General features: G+C 70.2%; 17 protein-coding genes and 1 tRNA gene. 10 read left to right on the forward strand and 8 right to left on the reverse strand.

Going from position 1 to position 17,048, the window contains the following annotated elements; all coding sequences use genetic code 11:
* Positions 1-162: 162 nt before the first annotated feature.
* Both ACWIFB_RS11455 and ACWIFB_RS11460 read right to left on the reverse strand, forming a co-directional pair.
* On the reverse strand, positions 163-1,737 hold the full coding sequence (locus ACWIFB_RS11455) for an MDR family MFS transporter (RefSeq protein ID WP_452101091.1): 1,575 nt from the start codon (positions 1,735-1,737) through the stop codon (positions 163-165).
* Complete coding sequence (locus tag ACWIFB_RS11460) at positions 1,734-2,399, reverse strand: TetR/AcrR family transcriptional regulator (RefSeq protein WP_452101092.1); 666 nt, start codon at positions 2,397-2,399, stop codon at positions 1,734-1,736. Before ACWIFB_RS11460 ends, ACWIFB_RS11455 begins: the two co-directional genes overlap by 4 nt.
* Before the next feature lie 112 nt (positions 2,400-2,511).
* On the opposite strand from ACWIFB_RS11460, the gene ACWIFB_RS11465 reads away from it, so the two are divergent.
* A tRNA-Glu gene (locus ACWIFB_RS11465) sits at positions 2,512-2,587 on the forward strand.
* A 72-nt stretch (positions 2,588-2,659) separates the two neighbouring features.
* A complete protein-coding gene (locus ACWIFB_RS11470; RefSeq protein ID WP_452100972.1) occupies positions 2,660-3,529 on the forward strand; it encodes an ABC transporter substrate-binding protein in 870 nt (289 codons plus the stop codon).
* Between the two features lie 97 nt (positions 3,530-3,626).
* On the opposite strand, the gene ACWIFB_RS11475 is transcribed toward ACWIFB_RS11470, so the two are convergent.
* Positions 3,627-4,328, reverse strand: a complete 702-nt coding sequence (locus ACWIFB_RS11475) for an IclR family transcriptional regulator (RefSeq protein WP_452100973.1) — start codon at positions 4,326-4,328, stop codon at positions 3,627-3,629.
* 71 nt (positions 4,329-4,399) lie between these two features.
* Here ACWIFB_RS11475 and leuC point away from each other — a divergent pair, with 71 nt between their 5' ends.
* From leuC to ACWIFB_RS11490, 3 genes are all read left to right on the forward strand, one after another.
* Positions 4,400-5,866, forward strand: a complete 1,467-nt coding sequence (gene leuC, locus ACWIFB_RS11480; RefSeq protein WP_452100974.1) for a 3-isopropylmalate dehydratase large subunit — start codon at positions 4,400-4,402, stop codon at positions 5,864-5,866.
* Between the two features lie 6 nt (positions 5,867-5,872).
* A complete protein-coding gene (gene leuD / locus ACWIFB_RS11485; RefSeq protein ID WP_452100975.1) occupies positions 5,873-6,469 on the forward strand; it encodes a 3-isopropylmalate dehydratase small subunit in 597 nt (198 codons plus the stop codon).
* Positions 6,470-6,631: 162 nt separating this feature from the next.
* Complete coding sequence (locus ACWIFB_RS11490) at positions 6,632-7,012, forward strand: HU family DNA-binding protein (RefSeq protein ID WP_452100976.1); 381 nt, start codon at positions 6,632-6,634, stop codon at positions 7,010-7,012.
* Positions 7,013-7,070: 58 nt separating this feature from the next.
* Here the strand turns inward: ACWIFB_RS11490 and ACWIFB_RS11495 are convergent, their stop codons facing one another.
* Genes ACWIFB_RS11495 through cofC form a run of 3 tightly spaced genes read right to left on the reverse strand, consistent with a single transcriptional unit; the run spans position 7,071 to position 10,797 of the window.
* Positions 7,071-7,988: an NUDIX hydrolase gene (locus ACWIFB_RS11495; RefSeq protein ID WP_452100977.1), complete on the reverse strand. Its 918-nt coding sequence runs from the start codon at positions 7,986-7,988 to the stop codon at positions 7,071-7,073.
* Complete coding sequence (locus ACWIFB_RS11500; protein ID WP_452100978.1) at positions 7,985-10,081, reverse strand: RNA degradosome polyphosphate kinase; 2,097 nt, start codon at positions 10,079-10,081, stop codon at positions 7,985-7,987. The genes ACWIFB_RS11495 and ACWIFB_RS11500 overlap by 4 nt, the downstream gene beginning before the upstream one ends.
* Positions 10,078-10,797, reverse strand: coding sequence for a 2-phospho-L-lactate guanylyltransferase (gene cofC, locus ACWIFB_RS11505; RefSeq protein WP_452100979.1), 720 nt, complete (start codon positions 10,795-10,797; stop codon positions 10,078-10,080). The genes ACWIFB_RS11500 and cofC overlap by 4 nt, the downstream gene beginning before the upstream one ends.
* A gap of 109 nt (positions 10,798-10,906) precedes the next feature.
* Between cofC and ACWIFB_RS11510 the strand changes: the two genes are divergently transcribed.
* Both ACWIFB_RS11510 and ACWIFB_RS11515 read left to right on the forward strand, forming a co-directional pair.
* Positions 10,907-11,905 carry an NAD(P)H-dependent glycerol-3-phosphate dehydrogenase gene (locus ACWIFB_RS11510; protein ID WP_452100980.1) on the forward strand — a complete coding sequence of 333 codons (999 nt, stop codon included), beginning with the start codon at positions 10,907-10,909 and terminating at the stop codon, positions 11,903-11,905.
* Between the two features lie 10 nt (positions 11,906-11,915).
* Positions 11,916-13,022 carry a D-alanine--D-alanine ligase family protein gene (locus ACWIFB_RS11515; protein ID WP_452100981.1) on the forward strand — a complete coding sequence of 369 codons (1,107 nt, stop codon included), beginning with the start codon at positions 11,916-11,918 and terminating at the stop codon, positions 13,020-13,022.
* Positions 13,023-13,095: 73 nt separating this feature from the next.
* On the opposite strand, the gene ACWIFB_RS11520 is transcribed toward ACWIFB_RS11515, so the two are convergent.
* Entirely contained in the window at positions 13,096-13,716 is a 621-nt protein-coding gene (locus ACWIFB_RS11520) for a DUF3515 domain-containing protein (RefSeq protein ID WP_452100982.1), read from the reverse strand.
* Positions 13,717-13,836: 120 nt separating this feature from the next.
* On the opposite strand from ACWIFB_RS11520, the gene thiL reads away from it, so the two are divergent.
* From thiL to ACWIFB_RS11535, 3 genes are read left to right on the forward strand one after another with little or no spacing between them, the layout of a single operon-like run.
* Complete coding sequence (gene thiL / locus ACWIFB_RS11525) at positions 13,837-14,814, forward strand: thiamine-phosphate kinase (RefSeq protein ID WP_454058319.1); 978 nt, start codon at positions 13,837-13,839, stop codon at positions 14,812-14,814.
* Positions 14,815-14,823: 9 nt separating this feature from the next.
* Entirely contained in the window at positions 14,824-15,345 is a 522-nt protein-coding gene (locus ACWIFB_RS11530) for a gamma carbonic anhydrase family protein (protein WP_452100984.1), read from the forward strand.
* Between the two features lie 3 nt (positions 15,346-15,348).
* Positions 15,349-16,050, forward strand: a complete 702-nt coding sequence (locus ACWIFB_RS11535; protein ID WP_454058320.1) for a uracil-DNA glycosylase — start codon at positions 15,349-15,351, stop codon at positions 16,048-16,050.
* Positions 16,051-16,183: 133 nt separating this feature from the next.
* On the opposite strand, the gene ACWIFB_RS11540 is transcribed toward ACWIFB_RS11535, so the two are convergent.
* The gene (locus tag ACWIFB_RS11540) at positions 16,184-16,978 is read right to left on the reverse strand and encodes an enoyl-CoA hydratase/isomerase family protein (RefSeq protein ID WP_452100986.1); all 795 of its coding nucleotides are present in this window, start codon (positions 16,976-16,978) and stop codon (positions 16,184-16,186) included.
* Positions 16,979-17,048: the final 70 nt, after the last annotated feature.

Here is a 17,048-nt window from a genome sequence, read left to right on the forward strand (position 1 = left end):
ACCGAACATGCTTTCAGAGCATGTTCAACCCACCATCACCGCAGGCCACACCCACTAAATCCGGGTATCCATACACACATTCTGGCCTTTAACCCGGGCCGGGCGAGGGACCGCGACAGGCGACGCGGGTGGCCGGTCCGGCCACCGGCGTCGCCGGCCTGCTCAGTCGATCGTCTCCTTGAGCTTGTCCTCGCGGATGAACAGCAGCATCACGGTGGCGACGAGGAGCAGTGGCACCACGACGTGGTAGATCGGAACGAGGGCGTCGTTGTACGCTCCGACGATCGCGTCGTGCAGCGGCCCGGGAAGGCCGGCGAGTATCTCCGGGCTCATCGAGTTCGCGGCGCCGGAGCCGTTCGAGAAACCTGCGGCGACCTCAGCTCCTTCGGGCCCCATCTGCTGGGCCGCGGCGGGGATCCGCTCGCCCATGAGATCGGCGAGGCGGCTGACGAACACCGAGCCGACGACCGCCGACCCCAGTGTGGCGCCGATCTGACGGAAGAAGTTGTTGGACGCGGTGGCCGTGCCGACCATGGTGATGGGGAACGAGTTCTGCACGATGAGGACCAGCAGCTGCATGCACAGGCCGAGTCCGAAGCCGAACACGAACAGGACCACCCCGAGGTGCGTGAGGGTGTCCTCGGCCCGGAGCGAGCCGATCAGCCAGAGGCCGACGGCCATGACCACCGAGCCGACCACCGGGTACCACTTGTAGCGGCCGGTGCGGCTGACGATGTTGCCCACGACGATCGAGGTGCCCATCATCCCGGCCATCATCGGCGTCATCATGAGGCCGGCGGCGGTGGGGCTGAGCCCGTGGACCATCTGGATGTAGGTGGGCAGGTAGGCGATGCACCCGAACATCGACACGCCGATGATGAGCCCGGCCGCGGTGGACAGGGTGAAGTTGCGCTGGCGGAACAGGGTCATGGGGATCAGCGGATCGGCGGAGCGCAGCTCGACCAGGACGAACGCGACCGCGCAGACGAGGAACACTGCGCCCAGGGCGAAGATCGCCGGGTCGGTCCAGCCGAACCGGTGGCCGCCCCACGACGAGAGCAGGATGAGCGCGGTGGTGCCGGTGGCCATGAGGAGCGTGCCGGCCCAGTCCGTCCGTCGGCCGGCGCCGCGGCGGGGGAGACGGAGGAAGGCCACCGCCACGACCAGGGCTAGGAGGCAGACCGGGAGGTTGAACCACAGCGCCCAGCGCCAACCGGGCCCCTCGGTGAAGAACCCGCCGAGGAGTGGCCCGAGGACGGAGGAGAGCCCGAAGACCGCGCCCATGATGCCCATGTACCGACCGCGCTGGCGGGCGGGCACGACGTCGGCGACGATCGCCTGCGACAGGACCATGAGCCCGCCGCCGCCGAGGCCCTGGATGGCGCGCGCAACGATGAGGACGTCGATGTTCCAGGACAGTGCGCCGAGGAGCGAGCCGGCGGAGAACAGCAGTATCGCGGCCACGAACAGGGGCTTGCGGCCGATCTGGTCACCGAGCTTGCCGTATACCGGCAGGCCGATGGTCATGGTGAGCAGGTAGACGGTGATGACCCAGCTCATCCGGTCGACGCCGCCGAGGTCGGCGACGATGGTCGGGAGCGCGGTGGCGAAGATCATCTGCCCCAGGGACACGATGAGCATCCCCAGCAGCAGCGAGGTGAAGACCAGCGGGACGTTGTGGCCGGGCGCGGCCGGGGCGTTCGTCTCCGCGTGTGGTCGGGTGGTGGTGTCGGTCATACTGACCTCTCTGAGAGGGCTGCGAGCTGGGCGAGTTGGCCGAGGGCCATGAGGCAGTCGGCGTTGAGGTCGGCGAGGGTGGCGTGTTCGCGGGTGAGCCAGGTCGACAGCCCGAGGCTCCCGGAGGCGGCGATCAGCGCGACGTAGGCACGCGCCTCGGCGTCGACGGGGACGGTGGTGAGCCGCCGTAGCTGTGGGCTCCGTCCGAAATGCTGGGTGAGCAGGTCGACGAGCCGGAGCTGGAACTTCGACGAGGCGGTCATCCGCGCGGCGGCCAGGTCGGGGTGCTCACGGAAGATGGCGCGCCGACGCTGCAGAAGGACGGCGGTCTGCGCGTCGTCGGCCGTGCGGACCGCGGCGAACGCCGAGAGGAACAGCGTGAGCAGGGCGCGCGGGACGTCCGGGTCGGCCCCGACGAGGAACTCCGCGCGTGCGGCGTCGGGGACGTCCTCGGGGGTCGTGCCGATGACCGCGGCCTCCTTGGAGGCGACGTAGTTGAAGAAGGTCCGCTTGGAGACCTCGGCGGCCGCGCAGATCTGGTCGACGGTCACCGCGTCGTAGCCGTGCTCGAGCACGAGCGACGTGGCGGCGTCCTCGATGGCGACCATCGTCGCGCGCCGCTTGCGCTCGCGGAGCGAGTCGGCGTCGGGTGGGGAAGTCATGGCGGAAGCCTAGCCAAACTTTGCACCGAGTGCATAATTATACCTGGTGAACTTCGACACCCTCCTGATTTGGAATCCGGAACCGGGTCTGCCTATAGTGGTTCCGCACTAAGCCCCCGTCGTCTAGCGGCCTAGGACGCCGCCCTCTCACGGCGGTAGCGTGGGTTCGAATCCCATCGGGGGTACCAGGGAGATGACCCGGCTCGTCTGATCAGACGAGCCGGGTCATCCTGCATTTGGGGCATGAGAGGATCGCCGTCGTGACCTCGCGCCGTGACCTTCTCCGCCTCGCCCTCGGTGCCGGGCTGGCGACGGTGGGGGTGTCCGGGTGTGCGCGGACGGACGATCCGGGCCGGACGACGACGACTCCGTCGACCCGGGGCGCGTCCACGTCCGGGTCGCTCGCCCCGCCGGAGCCGGTCCGGACCGTCACGCCCGACGCCCCTGCGCGACAGGTGGTCGCGATGTCCTCGGCGGACCTCGACGTCCTGCACGCGCTCGACCATGCGCCGACGGCGGCCTGGGCGGCGGACGGTACCGGACCCCGGCCCTGGCGCGGGCGGCCCGCCCCGCCGGCGCCGGAGTGGGCCGGGTCCGGGCCGCCGAGCCTCAGATCCCTCCTGCCCTTCGGGGTGGACGCGTTCGCGATGGCGTCCGCGGATGTCACCGAGTCGCAACTGCGGGCCTATGAACGTCTCGGCGCGGTGATCGTCGGCCCGGAGGGGCGACCCGATTGGCGCGATCATCTCCACCTGATCGCCGACGCGGTGGGGGCCGACCCCGCCCCGGCGGAACGGGCCACCGGGGAGGTGCTCGGGGCGTGGGCCGAGCGGCAGCGCCGGCTGGGGGTGGAGAGCTTCGTCGTCGTCATCGGGACCGGCGCTGACCCCGACACCGCCGTGGCCACCCTCGCGGCCGACGCGCCGCTCCTCGCCGAGCTGCGGGCACTCGGGTTCGACGTGGTGACGTATCCCGGGCCGGTCGTCTTCCGGGAACTGCGGCGGCCCGGCGTGCACGTCGTTCGCGTCGACCCACGGGACGGTGATCTCGTGGCCGCGGTCCGGCAGCCGAGCGTGTCCAGCCTGCCCTGGGCGCTGGAGCGGCTCGTCCGGGGGCGGCGCCCGGGCTGACCCGGCGGGCTGACCCGACGGGCGGCATGCCGGGCCGGGGCGCAGGGCGGGCGGCGCCTGGTTCGGTGCGGGTCGCGGCCGGTGGGGCGGGTGTCGGTTAGAGGCGCTTGTGGATGGCCTCGGCAGCGGCTAGGAGGTCGGCGGCCCAGCGCACACCGGGGCGGCGGCCGATGCGGTCCACCGGGCCGGAGACGGAGATGGCAGCGATCACCGCGCCCGAGGAGTCGCGGATCGGCGCCGAGATGGACGCGACGCCGGGCTCGCGCTCGGCGACGGACTGTGCCCAGCCGCGCTTGCGGATCTCGGCGAGCTGGCGCTCGGTGTAGCCCGCCTCGGCCAGCAGCGCGCGCTGCGTGTGGATGTCGGCCCACGCGGCGAGCACCTTGGCGCCAGAGCCGCGCGTCATGGGCAGGACCGCTCCGACGGGCACCGTGTCGCGCAGTCCGGTGAGGGGCTCGGCCGAGGCCACGCAGACACGGCGGTCGCCGTCGCGGCGGTAGACTTGGACGCTCTCGTCCGTGGTCTCGCGCAGGCGGGGCAGGACCGAGGAGGCGGCCTCGGCGAGCGGGTCGGGGAGGTTGGCCGCGAGCTTGGCGAGGCCGGGTCCCAGGGTCCAGATGCCGGCATCGTCACGGGCCAGGAGTTGGTGCGTCTCCAGGCCCACCGCCAGTCGGTGTGCGGTCGCCCGGGGCAGCCCGGTTCGCTCGCACAGGTCTGACAGGACGCACGGTTGCTCGGCCACGGCGTGTAGCACCGTCATTGCTTTGTCGAGGACCCCGATCCCGCTATACTGTCTCACAGTTCGACTATAGCGTCCTACATGGTGAGAATCCATCGTGAACTCGCCGAGGACGTGGACTTGGAGGCGTGATGAGTGAGACGGTGTCCGGCGGCGGACGGCCGCGGACCCTGGCCGAGAAGGTCTGGGATGACCACGTGGTCGCCAGGGGCGAGGGCGAGGGCGGGTCGCGTCAGCCCGACCTCATCTTCATCGACCTGCACCTCATCCATGAGGTGACCAGCCCGCAGGCGTTCGACGGGCTCCGGCTCGCCGGTCGGCGGCTCCGCCGGCCCGACCTCACGCTGGCGACGGAGGACCACAACGTGCCCACCGACATCGTCGGGGGAGCGGTGAACCTCATCGCCGACCAGACCTCGCGGACGCAGATCGAGACGCTGCGCCGCAACTGCGAGGAGTTCGGTGTCCGCCTCTACCCGATGGGTGATGCCGAGCAGGGCATCGTCCACATCATCGGACCGCAGCTGGGCCTGACCCAGCCCGGGATGACCGTCGTGTGCGGCGATTCGCACACCTCGACGCACGGCGCGTTCGGCTCCATCGCGATGGGCATCGGCACCTCCGAGGTGGAGCACGTCATGGCCACCCAGACACTGTCGCTGCGGCCGTTCAAGACGATGGCGATCACCGTGACCGGCGAACTGCGGCCCGGCGTCACCGCGAAGGACCTCATCCTGGCCGTGATCGCACAGATCGGCACCGGCGGCGGGCAGGGCTACATCATCGAGTACCGCGGAGAGGCCATCGAGAAGCTCTCGATGGAGGCCCGGATGACCGTGTGCAACATGAGCATCGAGGCCGGCGCCCGCGCGGGCATGATCGCCCCGGACCAGACCACCTTCGACTATCTCGAGGGTCGCCCGCACGCCCCGCAGGGGGCCGAGTGGGACGCCGCCGTGGAGTACTGGCGCGGCCTGCGGACCGACGAGGACGCGGTGTTCGACACCGAGGTCGTGATCGACGGCTCCGCACTGACCCCGTTCGTCACGTGGGGCACCAACCCCGGCCAGGGTGTTCCGCTGGGTGCGACCGTGCCGGACCCGGAGTCCTTCACGGACGAGAGTGAGCGGATCGCCGCCGAGAGCGCCCTGGAGTACATGGATCTCCGGGCGGGGACCCCGATGCGGGACGTGCCCGTCGACGTGGTGTTCGTGGGCTCCTGCACCAACGGGCGGATCGAGGACCTGCGCGAGGTGGCCGAGGTCGTCGCCGGCCGCAGGGTCGCCGACGACGTCCGAGTGCTCGTCGTCCCCGGTTCGATGCGGGTACGCGAGCAGGCCGAGGCCGAGGGGCTGGACCGGATCTTCACAGAGTTCGGGGCCGAGTGGCGCCAGCCCGGATGCTCGATGTGTCTCGGGATGAACCCCGACTCACTCGAGCCCGGTCAGCGATGTGCCTCGACCTCCAACCGGAACTTCGAGGGGCGCCAGGGCAAGGGTGCGCGCACCCACCTGGTCAGCCCGTCCGTCGCGGCGGCCACCGCCGTGCTCGGCCGCTTCGCCTCTCCCGCCGACCTCGAGCCCGCGAAGGGGGCCTGACACCTCATGGAGCCGATCACCACCCACACCGGCATCGGTGCCCCGCTGCGCCGCTCCAACGTGGACACCGATCAGATCATCCCCGCCGTCTACCTCAAGCGCGTGACCCGCACGGGCTTCGAGGACGGGCTGTTCTCGTCATGGCGCGCGAAGGAGCCCGACTTCGTGCTCAACCGCGCGCCCTACGACAAGGCTTCCGTCCTGGTCGCCGGTCCCGACTTCGGCACCGGTTCCTCCCGGGAGCACGCTGTCTGGGCGCTCATGGACTTCGGGTTCCGCGTGGTCATCTCCTCGCGCTTCGCCGACATCTTCCGCGGGAACTCCGGCAAGTCCGGGCTCGTCGCGGCCCAGGTGGAGCAGGAGAACGTGGAGCTGCTCTGGAAGGTCATGGACGCCCGGCCCGGGATCGAGCTGACCGTCGATCTGGGTGCGCGGACCGTCGCGGCCGGAGATGTGACCGTCCCGTTCGACATCGATGACTACACCAGGTGGCGCCTCATGGAGGGGCTCGACGACATCGGCCTCACCCTCCGGCGTGAGGACCTCATCGAGGAGTACGAGGCCCGGCGTCCGTCCTTCAAGCCCGTCACCGAGCCACGGTAGGCGGGGATCGGCGCCCCTCGGCGGGTGGCTCGGGAGAGCTGCCGGACGCCATGGCGCGCGGATGTTGAGGCTTCTTTATCCCTCTTTGTGTGAGTATGCTTATCCGCACTGGGTGCGGATCGGTTCCGCGACAGCGACACTCGCACAAAGGGGGGCTCCCACGTGAACAAAGCCGATCTCATCGAGGAACTGGCTGAACGTATGGGCGGTGACCACCAGCTAGCCACCGAGGCGCTGGAGAACACCCTCGACATCATCGTGCGGACGGTGGCGTCCGGGGAGTCGATCACCATCATGGGGTTCGGCATCTTCGAGAAGAAGGCCCGGGCCGCACGGGTCGCCCGTAACCCACACACCGGGGAGTCGATCCCGGTCCCTCCCACGTATTCGCCGGTTTTCCGCCCCGGTCAGTACTTCAAGGCGGTCATCCAGGGCGCGGAGGTCCTCCCGGAAGGACGGCTGGCGGCAAAGCGATCGAGTTCGCACCAGTCGTTCGGCGGGCTGGGGCAGAACGGTGTCGACCACCCCGGCAGGGTCGGCTGAGCCTCGGCTGACCCACGCCGCGCCGTCCCGGGAGAGTGCGGTCCCGTCGGCTCGCCGGTCAGTGCAGCGGGAGCGGGCTGCGGTAGTAGTCCGCATAGAGCAGTGTGGTCCCTGAGAAGCCGAGACCCCACGCGCCCGCCTTCTTGGTGGAGGTATCGCCGATGTCGATCCCCGCTGCCACGGCCATATCATCGAGCATCCCGGGGATCGCGGTGCCCTGGGAACTGATCGCCGCGATGCCACCGCCGGTGGCCGCGATCTCGAGCAGCCGCTGCACGGCGCCCGCAGGTGACTCCAGGTAGGCCTCGTCGCTCAGGGCGGGCTCGATCGCGATGTCGACACCGAGTTCATCGGCGAGCGGCCCCAGGGTCTGTTCGCAGCGCACCCGGGGCGCGCTGTGCAGCCGGCTGACGCCGAACGCCCTCAGCATCGGGGACAGCATCTCGGCCTGCGTACGCCCGGACTTCTCGAGTGGTCGAAGCGCGTCGTCCCCGCTCCATTCGCTCCTGTCGCCCGCCTTGGCGTGCCGCACGAGGAGCACCACCGTCTCCACCGGTCGCATGCCGGCGAAGCGGGTGAGTATCTTGCGGTCCAGGGCGTAGGAGACGAGAGCCTTGGCCTCCTCCACGGGGAGCCACCGGAGTTCGTCGACCTCGGAATTCGGCGCGAAGCGGCCGCCGAGCGACCGGGCGGACCAGTAGGTGACCTCCTTGCGGGTGTTCTCCTTCAGCGGGTACGCGGTGGTCCCGATGAGTGACTCGAGCACCGACTCGAACCCGGTCTCCTCGAGGATCTCCCTGACCGCGGTCGTCGGCAGGGACTCTCCTGAATCGACCTTGCCCTTCGGTAGCGACCAGTCGTCGTACCGGGACCGGTGGACGATCGCGCACACCGGCACCCCGTTCTCCACGCGGTACAACACCGCACCCGCGGCGGGGACGACCCGGATCTTGGACTTGGACTTGGACTTGCTCATCGGTCACGGAACCCCGCGTGTTCGGCGGCCATGCGTTCCTGGTGATCGATCGAGTCCGCCCAGTCCTCCGGCGCGGGCATCCGGCGCCACGTGGCGTCGGGCTGCAGCTGGAAGCTGCGCGTGGCGGGATCGAGAGCCGAGGTGAAGATGCGGTTCACCTGCGCCTTGAGGCGCGGGTCGGTGACCGTGACCATCACCTCGACGCGTCGATCGAGGTTTCGGTGCATCATGTCCGCGCTGCCCAGCAACACCTCGTCCGCACCACGGAAGTGCAGGATGCGTGAATGCTCGAGGAACCGGCCGAGAATCGACCGGACGTGGATGTTCTCGCTCAGTCCGGGAACCCCGGCACGTAGTGAGCAGATTCCACGCACGACGATGTCGACCGGGACGCCGGCCTGCGAGGCGCGGTACAGGGCGTCGATCACCTGCTCGTCGACCAGGGCGTTGGCCTTGAGGCGGATGCCCGCCTCCCGACCCTCTGCGGCCAGCGCGATCTCCCGGTCGATGCGCTCGATGATCCCGGAGCGGATGCCCTCGGGGGCGACGAGCAGCCGCCGGTATTTGCTGACATTGGAGAAGCCCGTCAGGTGGTTGAACAGGTCGGTCAGGTCCGAGACCACGTCCTCGTCGGCGGTGAACAGCCCCACGTCCTCGTACAGGCGCGCCGTCTTGGGGTTGTAGTTGCCGGTCCCGATGTGGGCGTAGCGCTGGAGGCGATCGCCCTCCTTGCGGACGACCAGACACGTCTTACAGTGCGTCTTCAAACCCACCAACCCGTACACCACATGCACGCCGGCCTGCTCGAGTTCGCGCGCCCACCGGATGTTGTTCTGCTCGTCGAACCGGGCCTTGATCTCGACCAGCGCCACCACCTGCTTGCCGGCTGCGGCGGCGTCGACGAGGGCGTTGACGATGGGCGAGTCACCGGAGGTGCGGTAGAGGGTCTGCTTGATCGCCAGTACGTTCTCGTCCGCCGCTGCTTGCTCGATGAATCTCTGGACGGTGGTGGAGAACGAGTCGTAGGGGTGCTCGACCAGGACGTCGCCCTCGTGGAGCGAGTCGAAGATGTTGCGGGCCGTCTCCCGTTCACCGAACGCCGGAGGAGTGGCCGGCACCATCGCCGGATCCTTGAGATCCGGGAGCTCGAGTCCGTGGAGCTGCCACAGCCCGGTCAGATCGAGCAGGCCGGAGAAGCGGATCACGTCCCCGGACTCGATGTCGAGCTCGCGCTTGAGGATCCGCAACATCCGGGGGGTGGTGTCCTCGGCGATCTCGAGGCGGACGGCGGAGCCGAATCGACGGCGCGCCAGCTCTCGCTCGAGGGCCTGCAGGAGGTCCTCGTCCCGGTCTTCCTCGACCTCCATGTCCGCGTTTCGCGTCACGCGGAACACGTGGTGCTCGACGATCTCCATGCCCTGGAACAACTCGCCCAGGTGGGCGGCGATGAGCTCTTCGGCGGAGACGAACGCGAACTCCTCGGCGCTCTCGCGCTGGACCCGGATGAAGCGGGGCACGTTGTGCGGGATCTTCACCCGCGCGAAGTGTTCCTGTCCCGAATCGGCGTCGCGGATGATCACCGCGAGATTCAGACTCAGGCCCGAGATGTAGGGGAACGGATGCGCCGGATCGACGGCGAGCGGCGTGAGAACCGGGAAGATCTGGTTACGGAACAGCTCGGAGAGCTCGAAACGCTCTTCTGTGGAGAGCGCCGACCAGGGCAGGATCCTGATGCCGTTCGCCTCCAGCGCCGGCCGGATCTCATCGTGGAACAACCTGGACTGCTCGTCGCACAGTTCACGGCTACGCAGGCTGATCCGACTGAGCTGTTCGGCGGGTGTCCGGCCGTCGGCGGAGCGGACCGAGAGGCCGGTCTTGTCGCGACGCTTCAGGCCCGCCACCCGGACCATGTAGAACTCGTCGAGATTGGAGGCGAAGATCGCGAGGAACTTGGCTCGTTCCAACAGCGGGAGAGATGTCTCGCCGGCCAGCGCGAGGACGCGCGCATTGAAGTCGAGCCAGCTGAGTTCACGGTTGAGGTAGCGGTCACGGGGCCGGGGAAGTGCCTGCGGGGCGTGGTCTTCGACTGTCACCAGACCATTGTGGCCGATCGAGGGTGGTCCGGGCAGCGAAGGGGAGCGGAAACACCCGTCAACGCCCGGGCGGTGGCGGCCCCGACCCGACGACCGGCCAGTCGGACCACGTCCTCGGGGATGTCCACGTCCCGGGAGGCCGCGCCCCGTGCGATGTCGTCGACGTCGAGCACCGCGGCCCCGCCCTCGAGCCGATAGCGCTCGGCGGAGCCGGCGCCGAACCGGCACACACGGGCGGCGCCGCCGGCCCAGAATGCCATCGTGGTGCCCTCTCCGCGATGATCGACGACGACCGAATGCGGGTATTCGGCCGCCGAATCGAGCACGCGGGTCAGCGACTGCGCGTCCAGCTCGGGGAGGTCGGCGGCGACGACTGCGACCCGTCCGGTGAGACCGGCGAGCGCCTCGGTCAGCGCGGCATTGAGCGGGTCCACGTCGGTGCCGGGGGCCGGCGTCGTCTCGGCGACGAACTCCGCCCCCAATCGGTCGGCGAGGGCGGCGATCTGGGGGTCGGAGGAGACGATCCGAACGCGCCCGACCTGCTGACTGTGGAGGCAGGCGGTGACGACATCGGTGGTCATCGCCACCACGAGGCCCCGGCGGGAGTCCGGCGAGAGCGTCGACCCCAGTCGGCTTTTGGCGCGATCGAGGGATTTGACGGGGACGACGATCGTCCACCCGTCTCCTGTGCGCTCCCGGCCACCCACTGCGTTCATCGAACGCCATCCTGCCAGCACCGCCTCGCGATCGCCCGGCGCCGGGTAGCGTCACTGCCGTGATTCACCCGGGGCGAGGCCAGGTGGCGACGAGAGTGGGGAGGCGGCCATGGCGCGGATCGCAGTGATGGGTGCGGGGTCCTGGGGGACCGCGGTGGGCAAGGTTCTCGCGGACGCCGGCTCCGAGGTCGTCATGTGGGCGCGGCGCGAGGAGGCCGCCGACGACATCAACGGCAACCACTGCAACGGCAAGTACCTCCCGGGCGTCGTACTGCCGTCGGCGGTCAGCGCATCGACCGACCCGGCGGAGGTCCTCGACGGTGCGGAGGAGGTCGTCCTCGCGGTACCGTCACAGACTCTGCGCGCGAACCTCGAGAACTGGGTCGACCTGCTGACGCCGAACGTCGGGGTCATCTCTCTGGCCAAGGGCATCGAGACGGGCACGCTCATGCGGATCAGCGAGGTCGTCGCCGAGGTCGCAGGCCTCCCCGAGGGGCAGATCGCCGTCCTGTCCGGGCCCAACCTCGCCCGTGAGGTCGCGGAGGGGCAGCCCGCCGCGACCGTCATCGCCTGCACCGACGCGGCGCGCGCCGCGCGACTCCAGGACGCCTTCTCCACCCGTTACTTCCGGCCGTACACCAACAACGACGTGGTGGGCTGCGAGATCGGTGGGGCCACCAAGAACGTGATCGCGCTGGTGTGTGGCATAGCCTCGGGGATGGGTCTGGGGGACAACACCGCGGCGACACTGGTCACACGTGGTCTGGCGGAGTCCACCCGGCTCGGGGTGGCACTGGGCGCCAGCCAGATGACCTTCGCCGGCCTCGCGGGTCTGGGCGACCTGGTGGCCACCTGTACGTCTCCGCTGTCCCGGAACCGGACGTTCGGTGAGCGACTCGGCAGGGGCGAGACCCTGGAGCAGGCACAGGAGGCGACCAACGGCCAGGTGGCCGAGGGCGTGAAGTCGTGCACCTCGATCGTCGAGCTCAGTCACCGGGCGGGCGTGGAGATGCCCCTGACCGAGGCGGTGCACGAGATCTGCCACGAAGGGGGTAACGCCGTCGAGGTGGCGGTGCGCCTCATGAGACGGAGCACCAAGCCCGAGTAGCCTCGGCCCGGTGAACCGCACCACCGTTGCCGTCCTCTACGGCGGCCGCAGCACGGAACATTCCGTGAGCTGCGTGTCCGCCGGCGCCGTCATCTCCCACCTCGACCGGTCCGAGTACGACGTCATCCCCGTGGGGATCACCTCGACCGGGGCGTGGACACTGGGCCCGGACGATGTCTCCGACCTGCGCATCATCGATCGCTCGATGCCGGTCGTCGATCCGCACCGCCCGCGGGTCGCGCTGGGTTTGTCCACCGAGGACCGGGGTGTCCTGCGGTACGTGGACGGGGACCGCGCCGGGGAGGAGGTCGCGCGTATCGATGTGGTCTTTCCGGTCATGCACGGCACCTACGCCGAGGACGGGACCATCCAGGGGCTCCTCGAGTTGTCCGGGCTGCCGTACGTGGGGCCCGGGGTGCTCGCCAGCGCCGCGGGCATGGACAAGGAGTTCACCAAGATCGTCCTCGGCGCCGCCGGACTGCCGATCGGCGAGCAGGTCGTGCTGCGCCCCGGAACACGGTCCCCCACCGCAGAGGAACTGGATCGCCTCGGGCTGCCACTGTTCGTCAAACCCGCCCGCGGGGGGTCGTCGATCGGGATAACCAAGGTCTCCCGGATCGACGACCTCGATCCCGCGATCGCCGAGGCCCGTCGGTTCGACCCCAAGGTGATCGTCGAGGCCGCGATCGTCGGTCGCGAGGTCGAATGTGGGGTCCTGGAGTACCCCGACGGGCGCGTCGAGGCCAGCCTCCCGGCCGAACTGCACATCCCCGGCGAGCCGACCGGTCGCGAGGGTGAGTCCGAGGGCGATTCCTTCTACGACTTCGACACCAAGTACCTCGACGACGTGTGTACGTTCGACCTGCCGGCGCAGCTCCCGGCCGCCGACATCGAGCGGCTTCGCGAGCTCGCCGTGGCGGCGTTTCGGGCGATCGACGCCACCGGGCTCACCCGGGTGGACTTCTTCGTCACGGTCGACGGTCCGGTGATCAACGAGGTCAACACCATGCCGGGCTTCACCCCGATCTCGATGTACCCGCAGATGTGGGCCGCCACAGACGTCGACTACCCGACGCTGTTGGGCACCCTCGTCCAGACGGCGCTCGCACGCGGCTGACCCACCCTCCGCGGGCGGCCCCCCGGCAGATCCGCGCGATCGCCGCGGTGCGGCCGGCACGGCCCGTGGCGGGTCAGCCCACCGGGGCCGGGGCCGGCTCGATCTCGTCGAGGGACGCGGTGATCGCGTCGGACAGATTCTGGATCGGACCGGTGCCGCTGCCCTCGGGCAGCGTGATCGCGACGAACTCGGGCCGATCCACGGCCACCCATGTCGACGACGTGACCGCCGGGTCCGGGTCGGGCTCGTTGAACCACTGGACCCCGTTGACCTCCTGCAGCCCCACGCCCACGACGAAGGTCGGCGGCGCCGGCAGGCCGCAGCGCACGACCACCGGCTCGGCGTCGGGCATGCGATAGGCCGCGATGCCCGCCGTGTCCGGCTCGGTCAGGGCGACCTGGGTCGCGTCTCCGAGCTCCGGCGGCAATGACTCGATCAGGGCCGTGCAAGCCTGGGACCCGGCGCCCGGCGCGGGGAGGGGTACCGCCGCGTACGGCTCGCTCACGGCGGCTTCCGCGGCCTCGTCGCCCATGTTCCGGAACAGCACCAACACCACCGCGAGAACGATCAGGGGGACGATGACCCCCGCGACCACGACAGCGGTGGGGACGGGGCGAACATCCCCGTCGGAAGCCCTGGTGTTCCGCGGACCGGCGTCGTACCGATCCTCCGGATCCGAGTCCGTCGAAGCCACAGGTGTCGTCCTTCCTCCCCGGGGCGGACGCCGTCCGGGCGGCCGCTAACCTGACGGCAACGCTACAGACCCGCGCCTGCACACCCGGCGCGCGACTCCACCCGGAAGGGGAGGACAGACGTGACCGATCGGGCCGTGACCGTGGCCGAGGCCGGCGAAGGTGCGGTTCTCGAGGTGCTCAGTGGTGCCCCGGTGCAGGCGGGGGACGACCCGGTGGGCAACGGCGACGACGCCGCCGTCCTGGGGCCCGCCTGGGCCACCGTGGTGACCACCGACATGCTCGTTGAGGGAACCCATTTCCGTCGGGATCTCACGGGCTGGCGGGACCTCGGCAGGCGAGCCGTGGCACAGAACGTCTCCGACGTCCTGGCGATGGGCGCCGAATGCACACGGATCCTGGTGGCCCTCGCGGTACCGGGTCGCACCACGATGCGGGAGATCTCGGATCTCGCCGACGGGATCCACTCCGAGGCGGCCCGATCCGGGGCGGTCGTGGTCGGTGGGGACCTCACGAGTGCCGACTTCGTCGTCGTCGGCGTCACCGCCATCGGCACCCTTCCGCACGGGGCCGCCCCGGTGCGGATCGACGGCGCGGCCCCCGGGGACAGCATCGGACTCACCGGACTCCCCGGGCGGTCGGCCGCGGGGCTCGCCCTCCTCCTCGCCGGACGCCCGGACGGCCCGCTCGCCCGGGCATACCGCGTGCCCCACACCCCGGTCGGCACGGGCACCGCCGCACGTGTGGTCGGGGCCTCATCCCTCACCGACGTCAGCGACGGGCTCCTGCGCGACCTGTCCGGCCTCACGCGCGCGTCGGGGGTCGCCGCGGACCTGGACCGCGCGGCACTGCCGGTCGACCCGGAACTGTTCGCCGCGGCGGAGTCGCTCGGCGCCGCCGACGCCGACGCCCGCGTCCTCGACTGGATGCTCGACGGGGGAGAGGACCACGGGCTGCTCGGGACCTTCCCGCCGGGATGTGCCGTGCCGGACGAGTTCACGATCATCGGCACGATCCGTGCCGGCGAACCCGGCGAGGTGACGATCGACGGCACCGCCCGGACGCCCGGAGGCTGGGACTCCGCGCGCGGCGCGAACTAGGGTGGGCACATGGCTGTCTATGCACTCGGAGACCTCGAACCCGACATCGCGCCCGATGCCTGGGTGCACCCCGACGCGGTGGTGATCGGGCGCGTGACGCTCGGTCCGGGCGCCTCGGTGTGGCCCACGGCGGTGTTGCGCGGTGACTACGGGCGGATCGAGGTCGGGGCGATGACCAACATCCAGGACGGCACGATCGTCCACTGCACCGAGAGCGAGCCGACCGTGTTCGGTGAGCACTGCATCGTGGGACACAACGCCCACATCGAGGGCGCGACGATCGGGAACGGCGCGCTGATCTCGTCCGGTTCGGTGGTGCTCAACGGGGCGGTGATCGGCGCCGGCGCGATCGTCGCCGCCGGGTGTCTCATCCCGCCACGCTTCGACCTGCCCGATCGACGGATGGCGATGGGCACGCCCGCGAGGATCCGGGACGGCTACGAGGTCGACCCAGCGATGCTCGAGGGCAACACGCAGAAGTACCACGAGAACGCGATGCGGTACCGTGCCGAACTCCGCCGGCTCGACTGATCCGTGAGACCGGAGATCTCGGCGCGGCCGCCGCTGGAGCACCTGCTCGATCCGGGCTGGGCGCGGGCGCTGGCCCCGGTGGAGGAGCAGATCCACCGGATGGGTGATTTCCTGCGTGCGGAGAACGCGGCGGGGCGCGGTTACCTGCCGGCGTCGGACCGGGTGCTTCGCGCGTTCACCCAACCCTTCGACGACGTGCGCGTGCTCATCGTGGGGCAGGACCCGTACCCGACCCCCGGGCATCCCGTCGGGTTGAGTTTCGCCGTCGATGGTGAGGTGCGGCCGCTGCCCCGCAGTCTGGGCAACATCTACCGTGAGTACACCGACGACCTGGGGCTGCCCGCACCGCCGCACGGCGATCTGGGGGCCTGGACGCGATCCGGGGTGTTGCTGCTCAACAGGGTGCTGACCGTGTCCCCGGGCGACGCCGGTTCCCACCGGCGCAAGGGATGGGAGGCCGTCACCCAGCGGGCCATCGAGGCGCTGGTGGAGCGTGACCGGCCGATGGTCGCGATCCTCTGGGGGCGCGACGCCCGGTCATTGACCGGGATGCTCGGCGAGATCCCCGTGATCGCCTCGGCTCACCCGTCGCCGCTCTCGGCCCGGCGGGGATTCTTCGGCTCGCGGCCGTTCACCCGCGCCAACGAGGCGCTGGCCACACTCGGGGCGGAACCCGTGGACTGGCGCCTCCCGCTCGAGCCCTGAGCGCACACGCGACATCCGCCACTGCGACGACGGATCCGCTACCGGCGCCCGGGTAGCGAATCGTGATGGTGAGTAGCGGATCGCGGGTTCTCCGGGCCTGGCCGCGGGTGGCGGGTCGGCCGCCGTTCGTAGATCAGTCCCGGCCGAACTCCGGGGCCCGCTTGGCGACGAAGGCGTCTACACCCTCGATCCCGTCCGGCGAGGTGGCCAGACGAGAGATGGAGTCCCGCTCGGCATCGAGGTGGCCCGACAGGCTGGACTCCGCCGAGGCGCGCAGCAGGGCCTTGACCGCGGCATAGGACTCACCGGGGCCCGAGGCGAGACGCACCGCGAGCTCGCGGGCCGCCTCGCGAACGTCGCCCTCGACGAATGTAGTGAGCATGCCGAGTGCGTAGCCGCGCTCGCCGGTCATCGGCTCGTTGCCGAGGATGAAGGCGCGCGCCGCGTTCTGCCCGATCGCGCGGGGCAGGTTCCACGACATCCCGCCGTCCGGGGACAGGCCGATCCCCGGATAGGCGGCCAACAGACGCGTGTCGGGACCGGCCACCGAGAAATCGGCCGCGAGGGCCAGGGAGAGTCCGGCGCCGGCGGCCCAGCCGGCCACGGCCGCCACCACGGGGACGGACACCTCGTCGAGCTGCCGGATCACAGCGTGCAGCCGGTCCGCGAGCTCGCGGACGTGCGCGGAACGATCGTCGGCGGAGGCGAATCCGGCCACATTGCCGCCGGCGCAGAAGTTCTTGCCTAGGCCGATCAGGAGCACCACGCGGGCCTCGAGGTCGCCGGCGAGGAGGGCGGCCAGGGCGGTGCCCATCTGGTCGACCGCGTCGGAGTCGAGCGCATTGCCCTTGCCGTCCAGCGAGATGGGCAGCGTCAGAACCCCCTCCTCGAGAGTGGCGAGGGGTGTCGCTGAGAGGTCAAAGGTCATCCTGGTGCTCCCTGTGGTGTCCACCGTCTCGGCCTGTTCGACGGCTGTCGACAGGTGAGGGTACTAGGCT

Source organism: Dietzia sp. NPDC055340 (assembly GCF_053645335.1).

Bases quoted from the DNA above. Each gene is read 5' to 3' on its own strand.
- ACWIFB_RS11460 (WP_452101092.1), bottom strand. From the start codon at position 2,399: ATGACTTCCCCACCCGACGCCGACTCGCTCCGCGAGCGCAAGCGGCGC.
- ACWIFB_RS11530 (WP_452100984.1), top strand. From the start codon at position 14,824: ATGGCTGTCTATGCACTCGGAGACCTCGAACCCGACATCGCGCCCGAT.
- cofC (WP_452100979.1), bottom strand. From the start codon at position 10,797: ATGAACGCAGTGGGTGGCCGGGAGCGCACAGGAGACGGGTGGACGATC.
- leuD (WP_452100975.1), top strand. From the start codon at position 5,873: ATGGAGCCGATCACCACCCACACCGGCATCGGTGCCCCGCTGCGCCGC.
- leuC (WP_452100974.1), top strand. From the start codon at position 4,400: ATGAGTGAGACGGTGTCCGGCGGCGGACGGCCGCGGACCCTGGCCGAG.
- ACWIFB_RS11495 (WP_452100977.1), bottom strand. From the start codon at position 7,988: ATGAGCAAGTCCAAGTCCAAGTCCAAGATCCGGGTCGTCCCCGCCGCG.
- ACWIFB_RS11540 (WP_452100986.1), bottom strand. From the start codon at position 16,978: ATGACCTTTGACCTCTCAGCGACACCCCTCGCCACTCTCGAGGAGGGG.
- ACWIFB_RS11510 (WP_452100980.1), top strand. From the start codon at position 10,907: ATGGCGCGGATCGCAGTGATGGGTGCGGGGTCCTGGGGGACCGCGGTG.
- ACWIFB_RS11455 (WP_452101091.1), bottom strand. From the start codon at position 1,737: ATGACCGACACCACCACCCGACCACACGCGGAGACGAACGCCCCGGCC.